General features: G+C 69.8%; 17 protein-coding genes and 1 tRNA gene. 9 read left to right on the forward strand and 9 right to left on the reverse strand.

Annotated elements, in window-relative coordinates; all coding sequences use genetic code 11:
- Window positions 1-2 precede the first annotated feature (2 nt).
- Entirely contained in the window at window positions 3-911 is a 909-nt protein-coding gene (locus PIQ37_RS18710; protein WP_342074614.1) for a LysR substrate-binding domain-containing protein, read from the forward strand.
- A gap of 148 nt (window positions 912-1059) precedes the next feature.
- On the opposite strand, the gene PIQ37_RS18715 is transcribed toward PIQ37_RS18710, so the two are convergent.
- Together PIQ37_RS18715 and speA are read right to left on the reverse strand one after the other, a co-directional pair.
- Window positions 1060-2175 (reverse strand): acyltransferase family protein, encoded by a 1116-nt coding sequence (locus PIQ37_RS18715; protein WP_342074615.1) that lies wholly within the window; start codon window positions 2173-2175, stop codon window positions 1060-1062.
- 234 nt (window positions 2176-2409) lie between these two features.
- Window positions 2410-4299 (reverse strand): arginine decarboxylase, encoded by a 1890-nt coding sequence (gene speA / locus PIQ37_RS18720; protein ID WP_342074616.1) that lies wholly within the window; start codon window positions 4297-4299, stop codon window positions 2410-2412.
- A gap of 352 nt (window positions 4300-4651) precedes the next feature.
- On the opposite strand from speA, the gene speE reads away from it, so the two are divergent.
- Both speE and PIQ37_RS18730 read left to right on the forward strand, forming a co-directional pair.
- A complete protein-coding gene (gene speE / locus PIQ37_RS18725) occupies window positions 4652-5503 on the forward strand; it encodes a polyamine aminopropyltransferase (RefSeq protein ID WP_048491552.1) in 852 nt (283 codons plus the stop codon).
- 246 nt (window positions 5504-5749) lie between these two features.
- Window positions 5750-6481: a hypothetical protein gene (locus PIQ37_RS18730; RefSeq protein WP_342074617.1), complete on the forward strand. Its 732-nt coding sequence runs from the start codon at window positions 5750-5752 to the stop codon at window positions 6479-6481.
- 159 nt (window positions 6482-6640) lie between these two features.
- Here the strand turns inward: PIQ37_RS18730 and PIQ37_RS18735 are convergent, their stop codons facing one another.
- The gene (locus PIQ37_RS18735) at window positions 6641-6979 is read right to left on the reverse strand and encodes a P-II family nitrogen regulator (RefSeq protein ID WP_010341856.1); all 339 of its coding nucleotides are present in this window, start codon (window positions 6977-6979) and stop codon (window positions 6641-6643) included.
- A 176-nt stretch (window positions 6980-7155) separates the two neighbouring features.
- Between PIQ37_RS18735 and ubiK the strand changes: the two genes are divergently transcribed.
- Entirely contained in the window at window positions 7156-7425 is a 270-nt protein-coding gene (ubiK, locus tag PIQ37_RS18740; RefSeq protein WP_342074618.1) for a ubiquinone biosynthesis accessory factor UbiK, read from the forward strand.
- 13 nt (window positions 7426-7438) lie between these two features.
- On the forward strand, window positions 7439-8962 hold the full coding sequence (locus tag PIQ37_RS18745; RefSeq protein WP_342074619.1) for a YifB family Mg chelatase-like AAA ATPase: 1524 nt from the start codon (window positions 7439-7441) through the stop codon (window positions 8960-8962).
- Window positions 8963-9150: 188 nt separating this feature from the next.
- Here PIQ37_RS18745 and PIQ37_RS18750 read toward each other — a convergent pair whose 3' ends face one another.
- The 4 genes from PIQ37_RS18750 to PIQ37_RS18765 form a co-directional block, all read right to left on the reverse strand.
- Window positions 9151-10128 carry a lipocalin-like domain-containing protein gene (locus tag PIQ37_RS18750; RefSeq protein ID WP_342074620.1) on the reverse strand — a complete coding sequence of 326 codons (978 nt, stop codon included), beginning with the start codon at window positions 10126-10128 and terminating at the stop codon, window positions 9151-9153.
- A gap of 177 nt (window positions 10129-10305) precedes the next feature.
- Window positions 10306-11394 carry a lipocalin family protein gene (locus PIQ37_RS18755; RefSeq protein WP_342074621.1) on the reverse strand — a complete coding sequence of 363 codons (1089 nt, stop codon included), beginning with the start codon at window positions 11392-11394 and terminating at the stop codon, window positions 10306-10308.
- Between the two features lie 404 nt (window positions 11395-11798).
- Entirely contained in the window at window positions 11799-12647 is an 849-nt protein-coding gene (locus PIQ37_RS18760; protein WP_407136571.1) for an alpha/beta fold hydrolase, read from the reverse strand.
- Between the two features lie 238 nt (window positions 12648-12885).
- Window positions 12886-12962 (reverse strand) — tRNA-Arg (locus PIQ37_RS18765).
- 332 nt (window positions 12963-13294) lie between these two features.
- Here PIQ37_RS18765 and ubiA point away from each other — a divergent pair.
- Window positions 13295-14197, forward strand: coding sequence for a 4-hydroxybenzoate octaprenyltransferase (ubiA, locus tag PIQ37_RS18770; protein ID WP_342074623.1), 903 nt, complete (start codon window positions 13295-13297; stop codon window positions 14195-14197).
- Between the two features lie 199 nt (window positions 14198-14396).
- Here ubiA and PIQ37_RS18775 read toward each other — a convergent pair whose 3' ends face one another.
- Window positions 14397-14903 carry a SecDF P1 head subdomain-containing protein gene (locus PIQ37_RS18775; RefSeq protein ID WP_342074624.1) on the reverse strand — a complete coding sequence of 169 codons (507 nt, stop codon included), beginning with the start codon at window positions 14901-14903 and terminating at the stop codon, window positions 14397-14399.
- A gap of 192 nt (window positions 14904-15095) precedes the next feature.
- Window positions 15096-15827 (reverse strand): ComF family protein, encoded by a 732-nt coding sequence (locus tag PIQ37_RS18780; protein ID WP_407136570.1) that lies wholly within the window; start codon window positions 15825-15827, stop codon window positions 15096-15098.
- A 49-nt stretch (window positions 15828-15876) separates the two neighbouring features.
- Between PIQ37_RS18780 and bioB the strand changes: the two genes are divergently transcribed.
- The 3 genes from bioB (at window position 15877) to PIQ37_RS18795 (ending at window position 18581) form a co-directional block, all read left to right on the forward strand.
- Window positions 15877-16920 carry a biotin synthase BioB gene (gene bioB / locus PIQ37_RS18785; protein ID WP_342074626.1) on the forward strand — a complete coding sequence of 348 codons (1044 nt, stop codon included), beginning with the start codon at window positions 15877-15879 and terminating at the stop codon, window positions 16918-16920.
- Between the two features lie 105 nt (window positions 16921-17025).
- Complete coding sequence (gene bioF, locus PIQ37_RS18790) at window positions 17026-18231, forward strand: 8-amino-7-oxononanoate synthase (protein ID WP_017909536.1); 1206 nt, start codon at window positions 17026-17028, stop codon at window positions 18229-18231.
- The gene (locus tag PIQ37_RS18795; protein ID WP_342074627.1) at window positions 18228-18581 is read left to right on the forward strand and encodes a DUF7079 family protein; all 354 of its coding nucleotides are present in this window, start codon (window positions 18228-18230) and stop codon (window positions 18579-18581) included. The genes bioF and PIQ37_RS18795 overlap by 4 nt, the downstream gene beginning before the upstream one ends.
- Window positions 18582-18621: the final 40 nt, after the last annotated feature.

Raw genomic sequence — 18621 nt, forward strand, 5'->3', positions numbered from 1 at the left:
CGATGCGCCCCATCACCTTCGACCTCGACGCGCTGCGCAGCTTCGTCGCCGGCGTGGAGTTGGGCAGCTTCGCCAAGGCGGCCGACCGCCGCGGGCGCTCCACCTCGGCGATCAGCGCGCAGCTGAAGAAGCTGGAGGAGCAGGCCGGGCAGCCGGTGCTGCGCCGCCAGGGCCGCGGCCTGGCCCTGACCGAGGCCGGCGAAGCCTTGCTGGGCTACGCGCGGCGGCTGCTCGAACTCAACGACGAGGCGGTCGTGGCGCTGCAGGACACGGCGCTGCAGGGCTGGGTGCGGCTGGGCCTGCAGGAGGACTTCGGCGAGCACATGCTGCCGGACGTGCTCGGGCGCTTCGCCCGCGCCCACCCGCAGGTGCGGATCGAAGCGCGCATCGCCCGCCACCAGGAACTGCTGGCGCGGGTGGAGGCCGGGCAACTGGACCTGGCCCTGGCCTGGAACTCCGGCGCGGCCTCGGCGCATCGGCAGGCGCAAGCGGCGTGGCCGCTGCGCTGGATTGCCCCGGGCGACCGCGGTGCGCCGGACGTGGCCGACTGGAACGGCGCGGCACCACTGCCACTGGTGATGCTGGAAGCCCCCTGCCTGCTGCGCACGGCCGCGACCACCGCACTGGACCGCGCCGGCATCCCGTGGCGGATCGCCTTCACCAGCGCCAGCCTCGGCGGCGTATGGGCGGCGGTCCGCGCCGGATTGGGCATCACCCTGCGCACCCCGGCCGGCGTGCCGGCCGGACTGGCCCTGCTCCCACCCGGCGCCAGCGGCCTGCCCGCGTTGCCGGCGCTAGGGCTGAGCCTGCATCGCGCGTCCGCCGTGCCGCCGCCGGCGGTGGCGCGGCTGGCGGAGATCCTGCAACAGCGCCTGCAAGCGGCGCATGCAGCGCTGGCCGGGGATGGGTGAGGCGCCCCGCGCGCCTACTTGCCGCCCTTGCAGGGCATCCTCCTAGCGATCAGGACGCCGCCCGCGAGCATGTTGCGCCGCCGCTGGTCACGGTCTTGAAGGCTTGCCATCGCTCTTCACCGGGACGTGCCGGTCGGAAACCGTGCGCTCAACCATGCGCGGCCGCGACAGCTGCGGCGCCGCGCCGCTCGCGCAGGCGCAGGAACGGCTGCTCCACCGCGTAGTGCAGGACGGCCGCGAACAGCAGCGCCATGCCGGCATAGGCGGCGAAGGCGAGCGGCCCGCGCCCGTCCAGCGGCGCACCGAACCACGCCTGGGTCAGATGGAACGCGGCCTTGTGGCTCAGGTACAGGCTGTAGGACACCGCGGCCAGCCAGGCCGCGCCCGGCACCCGGCAGCGCCCCAGCCATCCCTGGGTGGAGGCGCCGGCGCCGACCAGCAGCGCCAGGCCCAGCGACAGCACCGGCCAGCCGATCGCATTGCCGAGCAGGCCGGTGCGGTCGCGGAACAGCCACATCGCCAGCGCACAGACCACGATGCCGGCAAGCGCCACGACGCTGGGGTTGCGCTGCAGCCGCTGCCAGTGCTGCGGCCGGAAGGTCTTCAGCACCGCCAGCACAACGCCCGCCAGCAGGCCGTCCAGACGGTTCCAGGTGGGGTAGTAGAGATCCTCGATGAACCAGTTGCGCTGCAGCCCGGCGCCGATGCGATCCAGCGCGCTGTCGTGCAGCCAGATCGCACTGCGCAGGGCGATGCCTGCCAGCACCACGGACACGCACAGCGCCACGAAACGCGGCGCCGATGACCGCCGCAGCATCCATGCCGCCAGCAGCGGAAACACCAGGTAGAAGTGCTCTTCCACGCACAGCGACCAGGCATGCGAGAACGCCTGCTGGTTGGCGTAGTCGATGCCCAGGTTGAGGGTGAAACTGGCGAACAGCCACCACGGCGCGATCCCAGGCGCTTCGCGGAACCCGGGCCAGGCCAGGTACAACGCCAGCACCACCACGTACGCCGGCAGGATGCGGTAGGCGCGGCGCCGGTAGAAATCGCCGTAGCGCAGCGGCTCGCCGCGGGCCAGCGGCGCCAGCACCTGGCCGCCGATCAAAAAGCCGCTGAGCACGAAGAACAGATCCACGCCCATCCAGCCATAGCGCGACAGCCACTCCCAATCCGCGCCCAGCCCACCGACCACGAAGGAGTGGAACAACATCACCCAGACGATGGCGGTGGCGCGCAGCAGGTCGAGGCCGGGATAGCGCATCGAAGGCGGTTGGCGGTGGGGAGCGAGCAGCTTACTGGCTGAACCGCCGGTTGCGGCGGCGGTCGTGCACCGGCATCGGCGCCGGCGCGATCGCGCCTGCGAGGCGCGGCGGCGGCGCTAGGCGTCCCCCATGCTTACTTGCAGCGCCGTACCCTCACCCCAACCCCTCTCCCGAGGGGAGAGGGGCTTAACGCTCACCGCGCCATGCGCGGCGTTGGCGCGGGTTGTGCGAACTCAGCCCAGCGGTTCGTCCGACAGGTAGGTGTAGCCGGTCAGGCCGGCCTCGAGCGCATCGGCCAGTTCCGTGGCCTGCGCGGCCGGCAACTGCGCGGCGGCCACGCGTTCGTCGTAGGCGGCGCGCAGGTCGTCCAGGCGGTAGCCGACGTAGTCCAGCATCACGTCGGTGGTGTCGCCGCGGCGCTGCTGGGCGATGCGGTAGCCGTCGCCGTCCACCGCCACTTCCACCGCGTCGGTGTCGCCGAACAGGTTGTGGATGTCGCCGAGGATCTCCTGGTAGGCGCCGACCAGGAAGAAGCCGATGCGGTAGCTCTCGCCCGGGCGCAGCGCGTGCAGCGGCAGCGAGCTGTCCAGGCTTTCGTTCTCGACGTAGGTCTTGACCATGCCATCGGAATCGCAGGTCATGTCGCAGACCACGCCGCGCCGCGCCGGCGCCTCGTTCAGGCGCTCGATCGGCACGATCGGGAACACCTGGTCGATCGCCCACACGTCGGGAATCGATTCGAACACGCTGAAGTTGACGAAGTACTTGTCGACCAGGCGCTCGTTGAGTTCGTCCAGCACCGGACGATGACTCTTTTCCTCATGGCTCAGCCGCGCACGCACGCCATGGGCGATGGCGTAGAACAGGTCGTCGATGCGCGCGCGATGGGTCAGGTCGATCTGGCCCAGGGCGTAGCCGCTGAGGCCTTCGGCGTGGAAGTGCTGCGCTTCCTGGAACAGTTCCACCGCCGGGCGCTGGTCCAGTTCGGCATGGATCTCGCGCAGGTGGCGGATCGCCGCCGGTTCGTCGTCGTGCGCGTCGGGCACGCGGCCTTCCGGCGCCTGCTCCACTTCGGACACGTTGGCGATCAGCACGGCGTGGTGCGCGGTCATCGCGCGCCCGCACTCGGTGACGATGCGCGGCGGCGGCAGGCCGTGCTCTTCGCAGGCGCTGGCCAGCGGCTGCACGATGTTGCTGGCGTAGGAGTGCAGGCCGTAGTTGATCGAGCAATAGCTGCGCGAGCGGGTGCCTTCGTAGTCGATGCCCAGGCCGCCGCCGACGTCGACGTGGCTGATCTGCGCGCCCAGCTTGGACAGCTCGACGAAATAGCGGGTGGCCTCGCGCATGCCGTTGGCGATGTCGCGCACGTTGGAGATCTGCGAGCCCATGTGGAAGTGCAGCAGGTTCAGCGCGTCGGCGTATTCGGTGTCGCGCAGCGTCTTCCACAGGTCCAGCACCTGCCGCGGCGACAGCCCGAACTTGGCCTTGTCGCCACCGCTGTTCTGCCACTTGCCCGCGCCCAGCGAGGCCAGGCGCATGCGCACGCCCAGGCCCGGCTTCACGTCCAGCGCGCGCGCCTCCTCCAGCACCAGCTTCAGCTCCGACGGCTTCTCGATGACGATGAAGGTCTGCAGGCCGAGCTTGCGCCCGATCAGCGCCAGGCGGATGTACTCGCGGTCCTTGTAGCCGTTGCACACGATCAGCCCGCCCGGCCGCGACAGCGCCAGCACCGCCATCAGCTCCGGCTTGCTGCCCGCCTCCAGGCCGAAGCCCTCGCCCTGGTGGCTGGCCAGGGTACCGGCCACGCCGCGGTGCTGGTTGACCTTGATCGGGTACACGGCGGTGTAGCCGCCGCTGTAGTCCCAGTCGGCCTGGGCCTGGGCGAAGGCGGCCTGCAGCTTGCCCAGGCGCTCGCCGAGGATGTCCGGGAAGCGCACCAGCATCGGCAGCTTGGCGCCGGCGGCACGTGCGGCGTCCACCACCTCCGGCAGCGCGATCGCCACGCCGTCGGCGCCCTGCGGCCGCACCACCACCCGGCCGGCCGCGTCCACGTCGAAGTACCCGTCGGCCCAGTGCGGGATCGAGTAGGTCTTGCGGGCTTGGTCGAGGGACCAATCGCTCATCGTGGCGGCTCGGCTGACGGAAAAAGGGCGTGGATTGTAACCCCTGCTACGCGTGGGGTCCGTTACAATCCGCGCCGTTCCGACGCCCTCGGCTCCTGGTGGAGCCGGGCCGGGTTCGCGGGCGCCTGGCGTGGCTTGAGTGCGCGGGGCCGCGTCCGGAGGGTGCGGCGACAGCATCGGGTAGCTCGGCTGCACGTGGCTGTGCCCGGCCCTCATCCGGAGAGAGTGGGTGACAGCATCGCGTGGCTTGGCTGCGCGAGGCTGCGCCCGACCCTCATCCGGCGCTTCGCGCCACCTTCTCCCGGGGGGAGAAGGGACTGCTGCATTCTTTTTTGCTTTCCTAGGACATTCCATGAGCGCCAACGACAACTGGTACATCGAACACTTCCAGCCCACCGGCTCGGCCATCGGCTACCGCATCACCGGCAAGCTGGACGAGGTGCAGTCGCCGTTCCAGAAGATCGAGATCTACGACACCACCGACTGGGGCAAGCTGATGGTGATCGACGGCGCGGTGATGCTGACCACGCGCGACAACTTCTTCTACCACGAGATGATCAGCCACCCGGCGCTGTTCACCCACGCCGCGCCCAAGCGCGTGGTGATCATCGGCGGCGGCGACTGCGGCACCCTGCGCGAAGTGCTCAAGCACCCGGGCGTGGAAAGCGCCACCCAGTGCGACATCGACGAGCAGGTCACGCGCATGGCCGAGAAGTACTTCCCGGAGCTGTGCGACTCCAACGGCGACCCGCGCGCCGAGCTGCTGTTCGACGACGGCGTGGCCTACATGGCCAACTGCCCGGCCGGCAGCGTGGACATCGTCATCGTCGATTCCACCGACCCGGTCGGCCCAGCCGAAGGCCTGTTCAACAAGGCCTTCTACGAGAGCTGCTTCAAGGCGCTGAAGGACGACGGCATCCTGGTGCAGCAGTCCGAATCGCCGCTGGCGCTGCTGGACCTGATCAAGGAAATGCGCGCGGAGATGGGCAAGGCCGGCTTCGCCAGCTTCCACACCGTGCCGTTCCCGCAGCCTTGCTACCCGACCGGCTGGTGGAGCGTGACCATGGCGCGCAAGCAGGGCGGCTTCGACTTCCGCCAGGACGACGCCGCGGCCAAGCCGTTCGCCACCCGCTACTACAGCGCGCACCTGCACACCGGCACCCAGGTGCTGCCGCCGTTCGTGGCCGAGGCGCTGGGCGGCTAAGGCGCCGTCCTCCATCGGCATCGGCGCGCGCCTGACGTGCGCCGATGCCGCGGAGCGCTGTCGGGGCCCTCGGCAAGGCCGGCCCCCAATGCGTGCGCATCCGAATCGACAGGCGCGCTGCATCGCGCATGGCATCGCCTCGCCGGTTGCCGCGATCGCGCGCTGTAGGCGCCAAGCGATGCCGCACGCCATGGCCCGCGCGTGCGACGATGCGCCGGCCTCCATCGCACAAACCGCGAGCCTCCCATGCGCTCCCAGACGACGTCGCCGTGGACCCTGTGCGCGCTGGCCGCGATCGGCTTCGTCGTCGCTTGCGTGGCCCACGAAGCGGTGGGCCATGGCCTGGCCTGCCTGGGCAGCGGCGGCACCGTCCGCTGGCTCACGTCGGTGTACTTCCGCTGCCAGCCTGGGCGCCCCTTCGTCGATGCTGCCGGCCCGCTGGCGAATCTATGCGTGGCCGCAGCCTGCATCCTGGCGGCACGCCGCCGTCGCGCGGACACGCCGCGCCTGGCGCTCGCGCTGATCGCCGCCTTCAACGGAATGTGGGGCGCCGGCTATCTGCTGTTCTCCGCGGTCACCAATGACGGGGACCTCGCCTTCGTCCTGCGCGACCTCGCCCTGCAGCCGGCCTGGGCTTGGCGGCTGGGGATGGGACTGGCCGGCGCCTGGCTGTATCTGCAGGTGCTGCGCGCCATTGCCCCGTGGCTGCCGAAAGGCAGGCCAATGCTGGCGGCCTACGCTACTGCCGGCGCGGTGGCCTGCGTGAGCGTGCTGTTCCATGCCGGGCCGGTGCTGCCGGCATTGCGCGAGGCGGCGCAGGAAGGCCTGTTGGCACCGATCGGCCTGGTGGTCATCGCGCTGTCGCGCCGGTCGCGCGCGCCACTGCCGCTACCGTCCAGCAGCGCTACGATCGCCGTGGCGGTGGTGGTGGTGGCGACGTTCTGGCTCACCCTCGGCCGCGGCTACGGCGGCGTCTGAGCCCGCGTCTGGCGCAGCGTGGCGGCCCATCCGGCTGGCCCGCCACGCCTGAAGGGGCGGCTTCAGCCGCGACAGGCTCTATCGGGAGCGCCCATCGCGGCTGAAGCCGCTCCTGCACGACACCATCCATGCCACGCCGCTGCAGGCGCGGTGACTGCGTTACAGCGCGTCCGCGTCCAGTTCGCCGGTGCGGATCCGCACCACCGTGCCCAGGTCGTAGACGAACACCTTGCCGTCGCCGATCTTGCCGGTGGCGGCGGCCTTGACGATGGCCTCGACCACGCGCTCGACCTGGTCCTCGCTGACCGCCACTTCCAGCTTCACCTTGGGCAGGAAATCGACCACGTACTCGGCGCCCCGATACAGCTCGGTGTGGCCCTTCTGCCGGCCGAAGCCCTTGACCTCGGTGACGGTGATGCCGGCCACGCCCTGCGCGGCGAGCGCTTCGCGCACGTCGTCGAGCTTGAACGGCTTGATCACGGCCATGATCATCTTCATGCGGCGTTCTCCAATCACAATGGCCTCAGGATAGCGCGGTTGCGCGATCGGCGGCCGTCGGGTTCAATGACCGCGCGCCCCCAACGCCGGAATTTTCCGACAGCGCGCCGCGTCCGATCCCGATGGTCCCGACCTTCCCGGTGCCGCACTCTGACGCCACCTGCCGGAGCACAGCCATGATCGACCTCAACCATCTCGACGACCTCGCCCGCCGCCTCAGCGACCTGGTGCCGCCGGGCCTGCGCCAATCCCGCGACGAACTGCAGAGCACCTTCAAGAGCGCGCTACAGGCCGGGCTTGGCAAGCTCGACCTGGTCACCCGCGAGGAATTCGAAGTGCAGCGCGCGGTGCTGCTGCGCACCCGCGAGAAGCTCGAAGCGCTGGAGCGCAGCGTCGCCGCGCTGGAAGCGGCGCGCAGCGGGCCCACGCCCAGCCCCAACGCCTGATCCACCCGCCACCATGAGCCTGGCGCTGGTGCACAGCCGTGCCCGCGCGGGGGTGCTTGCGCCTCCGGTTCGGGTCGAAGTCCATCTGTCCGGCGGCCTGCCGACCACGCAGATCGTCGGCCTGCCCGAGGCGGCGGTGCGCGAGTCGCGCGATCGCGTCCGCGCCGCCCTGCTCTGCGCGCAGTACGAGTTCCCGGCACGGCGGATCACCGTCAACCTGGCCCCGGCCGATCTGCCCAAGGAAGGCGGGCGGTTCGACCTGCCGATCGCGCTGGGCATCCTTGCCGCCGCCGGCCAGCTCGACCCGCAGGTGCTCGGCCAGTACGAATTCCTTGGCGAACTGGCGCTGACCGGCGAACTGCGCCCGGTCGACGGCGTCCTGCCGGCCGCACTGGCCGCCGCCCAGGCCGGACGCACCCTGATCGTCCCGGCCGACAACGGCGCCGAGGCCGCACTGGCGCAACACGTGCAGGCCTACACCGCGCGCACTCTGCTGGAAGTATGCGGCCTGCTCAACGGCAGCAAGACCCTGCCCGCGGCCACCGCGCCGCCCACGGTCGCCGCGCCCTTTCCCGACCTGAGCGACGTGCGCGGCCAGGCGCAGGCGCGTCGTGCGCTGGAGATCGCCGCGGCCGGGCATCACCACCTGCTGCTGATCGGCAGTCCCGGCTGCGGCAAGACCCTGCTGGCCTCGCGCCTGCCCGGGGTCCTGCCCGAGGCCAGCGAAGCCGAGGCACTGGAGAGCGCGGCCATCGCTTCGGTCAGCGGCCGCGGCGTGGACCCGTCGCGCTGGCGGCAACGCCCCTACCGCGCACCGCACCACACCGCCAGCGCGGTGTCGCTGGTCGGCGGCGGCACCCATCCGCGCCCCGGAGAGATCTCGCTGGCGCACCACGGCGTGCTGTTCCTGGACGAGCTGCCGGAATGGAACCGGCATGCGCTGGAAGTCCTGCGCGAACCGCTGGAATCGGGCCAGGTGACCGTGTCGCGCGCGGCGCGCAGCGCCGAGTTTCCCGCGCGCTTCCAACTGGTGGCAGCGATGAATCCCTGCCCCTGCGGCTGGGCCGGCGACCCCAGCGGCCGCTGTCGCTGCAGCGAGGACGCAGTGCGCCGCTACCGCGCGCGCATCTCCGGCCCATTGCTGGACCGCATCGACCTGCACGTGGAAGTGCCGCGGCTGCCGCCACAGGCGCTGCGCGCCGATGCGCCGCCCGGCGAAGCCAGCGCCGTCGTGCGCGAGCGCGTGGAGCAGGCGCGGCAACGCCAGCAGGCACGTGCCGGGCGGCCCAACGGCCAGCTCGGCCACAGCGAGACCCTGCGCGACTGCCGCCTGCAGCCGCGCGACGAGGCGCTGCTGGAGCATGCCATCGAACGCCTGCGGCTGTCGGCACGCTCGCTGCACCGGATCCTGCGCGTGGCCCGCACCATCGCCGACCTGGACGCCAGCGACACCATCGCCACCGCGCACCTGACCGAGGCCATCGGCTACCGGCAGTTGGACCGGGGCGAGCCGGCGCCGGTGGCGCGCAGCGCGTAGCGGCACATCGAATAAGGCGCTTTCGCCGCGGCTTGGCGAGGCACGCTGGTTGCTGGGCTGACCAAGCGATTCGCGTCGAACGATCCACCTCGCGGGGGACGCCGCAGCACCCGAAAACGCCACGGCCGTGAACGCGACTGGTCCAGGCGAACCATCCGCCTGGACCAGAAGCAAGCGCGTTGGGTCGATCAGGGCAGCGACGTGTACGGCTGCCGCCACGGATTGACTTCAACGTAGCTGCGGCCAGTCACGGCAGCGCCGTTGAGGTTGCCGACCACCTGCGAAGCGCCTTCCCAATATGTGCGATGCCCGGTCCAGAGCATCTCCTGGTCGTCGACCAGCGGGGTAATGAGCAGATTGCCTTCCGGCAGGATCACGTTCCACTTGGACTCGTAGGTGTAGCCGGAGTTCGGACTGGTCCAGGTCGCCAGCCGCTGCAGATCCATCTGGTCGCCGGACACCGGGGTCGCCACGCCCTTGGACACGCGCGTGCCGAACTTGTTGGTGATGGCGCCGGTATTGGGATCCTGCAGGTAATACAGCATGTACTGGGTGTCGTTATCCATCTGGATCGCGAACCAGTTCCAGCCGCCGCCGAAGAAGGAGCCGTTTTCGTCGGACGCCATGCCTTTCACGAACCACTGGCGGTCCTGCCACGAGGTGCCGACGATCTTGATCGGCACGCCGTTGTCGTAGACCGTGCCTTCCGTATCCAGCGCCGTGGAGGAGTAATAGGCCGAGGTCTTGGCGATGGGCCGATAGTCCACCACGCCGTTGCCGTTATGCAGCACGAACGGCAGGTCGCTGCTGGTCTTCAGGTCGATGGCGAAGCGCCCGTCGCTGAGTGCGCCCTTGATCGTGTAGTTCTGCTGCGACCCGCTGATCGACCAGTCCTGGTTGGTGAAGTTGAAGGACCCCTTCTGATCCGGAATCTGCTCGGTGACGACGCGTTCCTCCACCTTGTGCAGCTTGTTGTTGACGTCGGTCACCGCGAAATGCCAGGAGTAGGTGGCAGGCCCGGACCCGATCGGCCACAACTGGAACACGGTGACCTCGTAGCCGAATTCGCGCTTGGCACCACTGGGATCGACACCGTACAGATGGCCGACGAAATACCACCATTCCAACTGACTGTGGTGCGGACCTTCGTCGCGCGGCAATTGCACCGGTGCGGGTTCTTCGAAAATCTGCGCAGCGGCAGGCAAGGATGAGAAGCCGCACGCGATGACCATGGCGGCGGCGAACCAACCGCGGAAGCGACGAAACGTTGTTGTCGAGAAACGCATCATGATCCCCTGCTAAGTGATGATGGATGTCGTACTGGCTGGATGCGATTCGGCACGTCAAGGCAGGACGCGCGCACCCCATTCCACGCCCCACGGATTCATTTCGGCGAACGCCTTGCCGGTGATCGGTTTTCCGGCCAACGTGCCCACCACCTTGGCGGGACCTTCGAAATAGAACTTCTGCGTCGCTGGTGCGTACAGTTCGGCGTTCTGCAGCATCGGGGTGATGGTGATGTCGCCGTCCGGCAGGGTGACCTGCCATTGCGCCGGATAGGTGTAGCCGGTATTGGGACTGGTCCAGCTGCCGATCCGCTCCAACTTGATCGCGCTGGGATCGACCGGCGCGTAATGACCGTCGGCGGTCTTGACGGCGAGCGCCTGATCGACCGTGCCGTCGCCCTTCATGAAGAAACTGATGTTGTATTGGCTGTTGTCGTCCAGCGACACGCCGAACCACGTCCATCCGCTGTTGGCATCGCCAGGAATGCCGTTGGCCCATTCGTGGTCGTACCAGGACGTGCCGGTGACCTTGACCGGCACGCCGTGGTCCCACACCGTGCCGCTGGTTGCATTGACGTTGAAGGAATAATACGGCGAGATGAATCCGCCATAGGTTTCCACGCCGTTGGTTCCGTTCAAGGTCGGTTTCTGCAGCGCCTGGGTGCTGAGGTCGATGGCATAATCCAGATCGGCGGGTGCGGCCTTGGCGTAGTAACTGCCCATCGTGCCGCCCATCTGGAAGCCGGCGACGTCCAGATCGAAACGATCGGTCGAGGTCATGAACGGCCCGGTGATGACCTGTTTCTTGAACCGGAAGTCGCCCCGATCCAGATCCGAGATCGCGAAATGCGCATCGTAGACCGGCGGTGTATTCGCGACGCCGACGATCTGGAACACCACCATTTCATAGGCATATGAGTGTTTCCCCCCAGATGGATCGGTGCCATCCAGGAAGCCGGTCATATACCACCACTCCGCCGGCTGACGATGCGCCGCCTCGTCGTGCGGAAGGGTGATGCTGGTTTCGATCGGCGGAAACGTGCCGATCGCCTGCGCCGACACGGCGGACGCTAGGAGTGTGGCAGGGAGCGCGAATGTGGCGATCGCCAAAGCATGCACGAGCCCGTGCATCCGAATCATTTTCATGACGGAATCCCCTGAGGTTATTTTGAGAAAGTAGCGACTGCGGCTGTTGGTGTCGCGTGGAACACGAGGACTGTCCGGTGTGGATGGGCAGCGGCGCGTTCGATTCGAAACTCAGCGACCCGGTAAATGCTGTCAATACCGGAAAAATAAATAATTCCACTCTGCAACGACGGTCTCATCGTGACAGTGCGTGAAGATTCATTCAGCGCGCCGGCGTTGGCGATTTATAACCGCTTGCTTACAGGCAACGATGGACACTGCGCAGAACGCAGCAGGGTTTCTGGCTGGCTGCCCGCCGCAATCGGATCAGGCGTGCCGTGCATAGAAATCGGCCGGTCACGCTTCTTGTCTAGATAATCGTCCAGCGCCGGCGTGTTCCACGCTGGCGTGCATCCCGGCATCGCTCAACGCGCGCGTTCGGCGGCGGCAACCGCATCGGCGATCGCCTTGTTGCAACGTCGCGCATGGGTAAAGGTCATGCCGTGGGACGCGCCAGCGATGTTTTGCAGTTGTGCGTCCGGCAGCCAGCCCGCCAGCGCAGCGGCGTTGTCGCGGTATTGCACCGGACTGTGTTCGCCGGCGACCAGCAGGACCGGCATCGCCAAGGTCGCCGCCTGCTCTGGCCGGTAGGCGGGCAGCGCGTCGGCGATCTGCGGCACCAGAGTCTGCGCGTTGTCGCGCACCATCTGCCGGAAGCTTGCGCTGCTGCGCGCCCAGGCGCCGGGCTGGCTGACCGAATCGACGAAACATTCCAGGCCGGCCTCGACCTGGCCGCTCTGCAGCAAGGCGATCGCTTGCGCGCGGACCGCCTGCACCTCCGCCGGCAACCCCTGCGGCTGCGGACCACCCGGATCGAACAGGGTCAGGCTGGCGATGGCGTCCGGCCGCAACAGCGCCGCCTGCCAGGCCACGGCGGCGCCGCGGGAATGGCCGACCAGATGCACCGGCCGCGCTTCCTCGGCGATGAAGGGGGCGAGCTGCTGCGCATGCCAGCGCCAGCCGAACGCATGCCGCGACGCCGACGGCAGTCGCGGGTAGTACTGGCCCAGGCTCAGCGCGCTGAGCTGGAATCGGTCGGCCAGGCCGCGCAGCTGCGGCGCCCAGTAGCGGTAGTCGCACAGGGCACCGTGCACCAGCAGCACCGGCGCGCCCTCGCCCACCCGCAGATAGGCCAGCGCATCGTCCGCGCCGAGCCGGCGCACGGCAGGCTTGGGCAAGGCCGCCCGTGGACTGGTGAGACGCGAACCGGTCATGTTCATGGGCAGCGCTGCGCTGCGCACCCGACACGCACGCGCGGATCAGTGGTGCCAGCGTCTGCGCCGCAGCAGGCGGCAGGACGGGCAGGAGCAGGAATAGCGGTGGGAAAGATGAGCGCAGGCATGCGCATACGATAGCGGCGTCGCGGCGTGCGCGATGCGGCGCCAGCAGGTCGGATTGCCGAGCGCGTGATCGCCGGAAAGGCGATGCGGAGGAAGCAGGGGCAGTACGGGGTGGCGCGCCCGGAGGGATTCGAACCCCCGACCAATGGCTTCGGAAGCCACTACTCTATCCGGCTGAGCTACGGGCGCAACGGACGCGCATTCTAACGGCATTCGTCGGCCGCGTCTCCCCCGGCCGCAACTCCCTGCGACAGCGCCCCCGCGGCCGTCCGACGAGGCCGCCCCGCTTGACCAGGCAACCGCACGCAAGGCGCGGGCGACGCCGAGGCCGCCCCCGGACGTAGCAAAGGTTCCGCTCAGACGCGTCCGCAGGCTGGGGCCGGACACACCGCCAGTGCGCACCTGCAGACCCACAAGCGACGACGACGCCTCGCGCCCAAGGCGGTCACCGCACGGCGCGCAGGCTACCGCCACGACATTGCGTGCTGCCGCCCGCACGACGTGGCTGCTACCCTTGCGCGATGGGTTACGAACGCTACGAAACGCCTGCCGCGCTGCCGCCGCGCGCGCGCCTGGGCCAGTACTGGAAACTGCTGCGCGGCGACCGGCCGATCGGCGTGCTGCTGCTGCTGTGGCCGACATGGTGGGCGCTGTGGCTGGCCGCCGATGGGGTACCGCCGCTGTGGACCCTGTTCGTGTTCACCTCCGGGGTGTGGCTGACCCGCTCGGCCGGCTGCGTGATCAACGACTACGCCGACCGCTGGCTGGACCCGCAGGTCGAGCGCACCCGCAGCCGGCCGCTGGCCACCGGCGCGGTCAGCGGCCGCGAAGCGCTGGCGGTGTTCGCGGTGCTGATGCTGGTGGCGTTCGCGCTGGTGCTGACGATGAACGCGCTGACCATCGGCCTGAGCGTGGTCGGGCTGTTCCTGGCCGCCAGCTATCCCTATCTGAAGCGCTACACCTACCTGCCGCAGGTCTACCTGGGCATGGCCTTCGGCTGGGGCATCCCGATGGCCTTCGCCGCGGTGCGCGGCGAGGTGCCGGCGCTGGGCTGGCTGCTGTACGCGGTCAATATCCTGTGGGCCACCGCCTACGACACCTGGTATGCGATGGTCGATCGCGAGGACGACCTGCGCGCCGGCTCCAAGTCCACCGCAATCCTGTTCGGCGAACTCGACCTGGTCATCCAGGGCGTGCTGTACGCGCTGATGTTCGTCGCCCTCGCCTTCGTCGGGCATCGCGCGGACCTGAGCGTGTGGTACTGGGCCGGCCTGGGCGTGGCGGCGTTGCTGGTCGTCGTCGAGTTCCGCATGGCCCGGCACCGCGAACGCGCGGCGTGCTTCCGCGCCTTCCTGCACAACAACTGGGTCGGCCTGGCCATCTTCGCCGGCATTGCCGCGGCGCTGGCGCTGCGCGCCGGCTAGGGCCGTCATCGATCACGCACAGTGCGCGCCGGACTGTGAAACGTGCTCCAGGGCCCTCGCAAAAGGTCGGCGCCTAGGACGCGCCCTGCCGACATTGTCACCTTCCGGCGCGCCCCGCCGTCAGCCAGGCCATCGACTCGACCCACGCATGACCTGACAAGGAGGCGGCATCCGCCGCTCCTCCTCGCCCCGATGCGTTCTAGCGCTTGGCGTACTGCGCTGGCGCATCCGCGGCCGGCGCGTGGGTCAGCAGCGCGAACACCCGTTGCTGTTCCTGCACGTCCTGCAGCCCGCTGATCCGCAGGCTGTCCCCCGGCAACGGCGCCATGATCGTGGCCACGGTCAGCACCTCGCCGTCGGCCAGCAGTGCGATCGGCTTGCCGACGTTCTGCTCGGTGGCCTGGGTAAGACGTTGGCCATGTCCAGGAAAGCGCAGGTCCAGCGCTGACTGGCCATTGCCGTTGTCGGCGGGCGCGACGGTGGCCGCCTTTTCGACGACCAGTAGCGCCTGCGGTGCCAGGTACACCGGCTGCCCGTGATAGTCGGCCTGCACATAGTCGGGGGTGGACGCATGGCTGGCCAGCCGCCATTCGAGCTTCGCCTTGACCGGGCTGGCGTCGGCGACATCCGGGGCTTTGTCATACCCACACCCGGCAACACCGGACACACACAGCGCCATCGACAGACCCAACGCCTTCCAGCGCATCGCAAGCTCCTTTCGTTGTTGGCTTCCTCACGATCATAAAGCCGTGCGTCCGCCGACCGTTCATGCGCACAGGCGCGCGCATCCGGCAGATCGCCGCTGCGACCCGTCGGCCGATTCGCAGGCAAGACATGCGCGGCCCGGTCGCGCGCCGTCCAGCGACGCCAACCGCCCGCGCCCGATGGACGACCACGCTCACGGCACCCGCGCCACCACCCAGGCATCGACCCGTTCGACGCCGGCACGGCGCAGCGCCTTTGCCGCGGCATGCAGGGTCGCGCCGGTGGTCATCACGTCGTCGACCAGGGCCACGTGCGCCGGCAGCGCCGCCGAATCCGGCACCGCGAACGCGCCGCGCAGATTGCGCCGGCGTGCGCGGGCGTCCAGTTCGGATTGCGCCGCAGTCGCCCGCACCCGCTGCAATTCCAGGCACAGCGGCAGCGCCAGCGCGCGCGCCAGTGGCCGCGCCAGTTCCAGCGCCTGGTCGTAGCCACGCTGGCGCAACCGCGCCGGATGCAGCGGCACCGGCAGCAGCGCCTGCGGCCGCGGCAAGGCCGCGCAGCGTGCCTGCAGCAATGCGGCGAGCAGGCGCCCGGCAGCCAGGTCCTGATGAAACTTGAAGCGGCGCAACAGGCCATCGACCGGCGCGGCGTACACGCAGGCGCTGGCCACCCGCTCCAGCGGCGGCGGCCGACGCTGGCACGCGCCGCAGACCTGCTCGGCATCCAGCGCCGGCAACGGCAGCGCACAGCGGCAACAGGCCGCGGCATTCCAGGGCACATCGTCGCGACAGGCGGCACACAGGTCCAGGCCCGGCGCGCCGGGCTCCCCGCACACCAGGCAGCGTTCCGGCAGCAGGCGGCGCTGCAGCCAGCGCCAGCCACCGTCAACCAAACCAGCCATCGTGAAGTTGACAGGACGTTGCATGCTTACCAGACTGCCCGCTTTCCCAGCCGCTGACCGTCAGGAAACCCCCATGTCCGCTGTCGTCCGACACGACTGGCAACGCCAGGAATTGCTCGCCCTGTTCGATCTGCCGTTCCCGGAACTGCTGCACCGCGCCGGCGCCGTGCACCGCGAACACTTCGATCCGGCGCAGGTGCAGGTGTCCACGCTGCTGTCGGTGAAGACCGGCGGTTGCCCGGAAGACTGCGCGTACTGCCCGCAGGCGCAGCGCTACGCCACCGGCGTGGAGGCGCAGAAGCTGATGAGCACCGAGGCGGTGCTGGACAAGGCGCGCCAGGCCAAGGCCGCCGGCGCGTCGCGGTTCTGCATGGGCGCGGCCTGGCGCTCGCCCAAGGACCGCGACATCCCGAAGGTGGCGGAGATGATCCGCGAGGTGAAGGCGCTGGGCCTGGAGACCTGCGCCACCCTGGGCATGCTCGACGGCAACCAGGCGCAGGCGCTGAAGGCGGCCGGGCTGGACTACTACAACCACAATCTGGACACCGCGCCGGATTTCTACGACTCGATCATCCACACCCGCCAGTACCAGGATCGCCTGGACACGCTGACCCACGTGCGCGACGCCGGGCTGAAGACCTGCTGCGGCGGCATCGTCGGCATGGGCGAGTCGCGCGACCAGCGCGCCGGCCTGCTGCAGGCGCTGGCCAACCTGCCGGTGCATCCGGACTCGGTGCCGATCAACCGCCTGGTGCAGGTCGCCGGCACCCCGCTGCACGGCACGGTCGAGCTGGATCCGTTCGAATTCGTGCGCACGATCGCCGTCGCCCGCATCGCGATGCCGCGGGCGATGGTGCGGCTGTCGGCCGGGCGCGAGAGCATGAGCGACGAACTGCAGGCGCTGTGCTTCTGTGCCGGCGCCAACTCGATCTTCTACGGCGAGAAGCTGCTGACCACCGGCAACCCGGACACCGAGCGCGACCAGGCGCTGTTCGCGCGGCTGGGGCTGCGGCCGATGCAGGTGATGGTGGACGCCGACGCGCACGACCATCCCGGCACCGTGCACGCGGACATCACCGCCCAGCCCACGCCGGCGATCGCCGCGGCCCTGGTCTGACCCCGGGTCGCGCGTCCGTCCGCCGATCCGGCCGTCCATCGCCGGCGGCGCCCGGCTCGGCCGGGGACGCGCTACGCTAGCCCGCCAGATGCCCGTCCCGCGCCCATGGCCCGTCCCGACCTGCACGACCGCATCCAGTCTGCGCGCGCCTTGCGCGAAGCGCAGGGGCGCCTGCGCGTGCGCCGCAGCGTCGGTCGCCGCGACGGCGTGCGCCTGGAAGTGGACGGCCGCTGGCTGACCGGCTTCTGCAGCAATGACTACCTGGGCCTGGCGCAGCAGTTCGAAGTGGTCGCCGCCCTGCAGGACGCCGCCGCGCGCGAGGGCGCAGGCGCCACCGCCTCGCACCTGGTGTGCGGCCACCACGCGCTGCACGAGGCGCTGGAACGCGAGATCGCCGACTGGCTCGGCTATCCGCAGGCGCTGCTGTTCGGCAGCGGCTTCATCGCCAACCTGGCGGTACAGCAGGCGCTGCTGAGCGAGGAAGAGGACGTGTGCGTGCAGGACCGGCTCAACCACGCCAGCCTGCTCGACGCCAGCCGCCTCGCCGGCTGCCGCCTGCGCCGCTATCCGCACCTGGATGCCGAAGGCGCGATGCGCCAGCTCAAGCACGCCGCCGACGGCGCGGCGATGCTGGCCACCGATGGCGTGTTCAGCATGGACGGCGACGTCGCCCCGCTGCGCTCGCTGGCGCTGGTGGCGCGCACCCAACAGGCGCTGCTGTACGTGGACGACGCGCACGGCGTCGGCGTGGTCGGCCCGCAGGGGCGCGGCAGCGTCGCCGAGGCCGGGCTGGGTGTCGACGACGTTCCGCTGCAACTGGTGACCCTGGGCAAGGCGCTGGGCGGCTACGGCGCCGCAGTGGTCGGCGATACCACGCTGATCCGGCATCTGGCCGAAACCGCGCGGCCGTATCTGTACACCACCGCGCTGCCGCCGGCGCAGGCCGCGGCCTCGCTGGCGGCAGTCAAGCTGGCGCGGCGCGACCAGTGGCGGCGCGAGCGGCTGGTCGAACTGATCGCCCTGTTCCGCGGTGGCGCACGCCGCCATGGCCTGGAACTGATGGCCTCGGACACGCCGATCCAGCCGCTGCTGTGCGGCGAGGAGCGCACCGCGCTGGCCTGGTCGGCGGCGCTGGAACAGGCCGGTTACCTGGTCTCGGCGATCCGTCCGCCGACCGTGCCGGAGGGTAAGTCGCGGCTGCGCGTGACCCTGTCGGCGCTGCACACGCCGGCGCAGGTGCAGGCGCTGCTGGATGCCCTGGCGCTCGCGCGCGATCGCGTGGCCGCGCATCCGCCCGGCGTGCCGGCGTGAGCGCGACCGACCTCGCCGCGCGACGCGCGGTGTGGGACGCGCTGGCCGAGCTGTACCTGGACACCGCGGTCGACGCACACCATCCGCAGATCGCCGCCGTGCTCGCCGCCTCGCCGTTCGCCCCCGACACGCTGTGGCAGATGCTGCGCGACGACGTGCATCCGCGGCTGGCGCCGAACCTGCTGACGCCGGCCGGCGCCTGGCAGGGCATCGATGGCGACTGGCTGAGCGCAGCGATCCAGCAGCGCCGCGGTGCGCATCGCGTGTCCGCCTGGCGCACCCGCGACTATCCGCGCCGGCAGTGGCGCCTGCTGCTGCCGCAGGTGCTGGCGCAGCGCGCGGCGCACTGACGCGGCAGCCGACGCCGCCTTTCCTGTTCTTTCGCAACGA

Origin of the sequence: Xanthomonas protegens, assembly GCF_038442435.1 — a bacterium.
GTDB classification, from domain to species: domain Bacteria; phylum Pseudomonadota; class Gammaproteobacteria; order Xanthomonadales; family Xanthomonadaceae; genus Xanthomonas_A; species Xanthomonas_A sontii.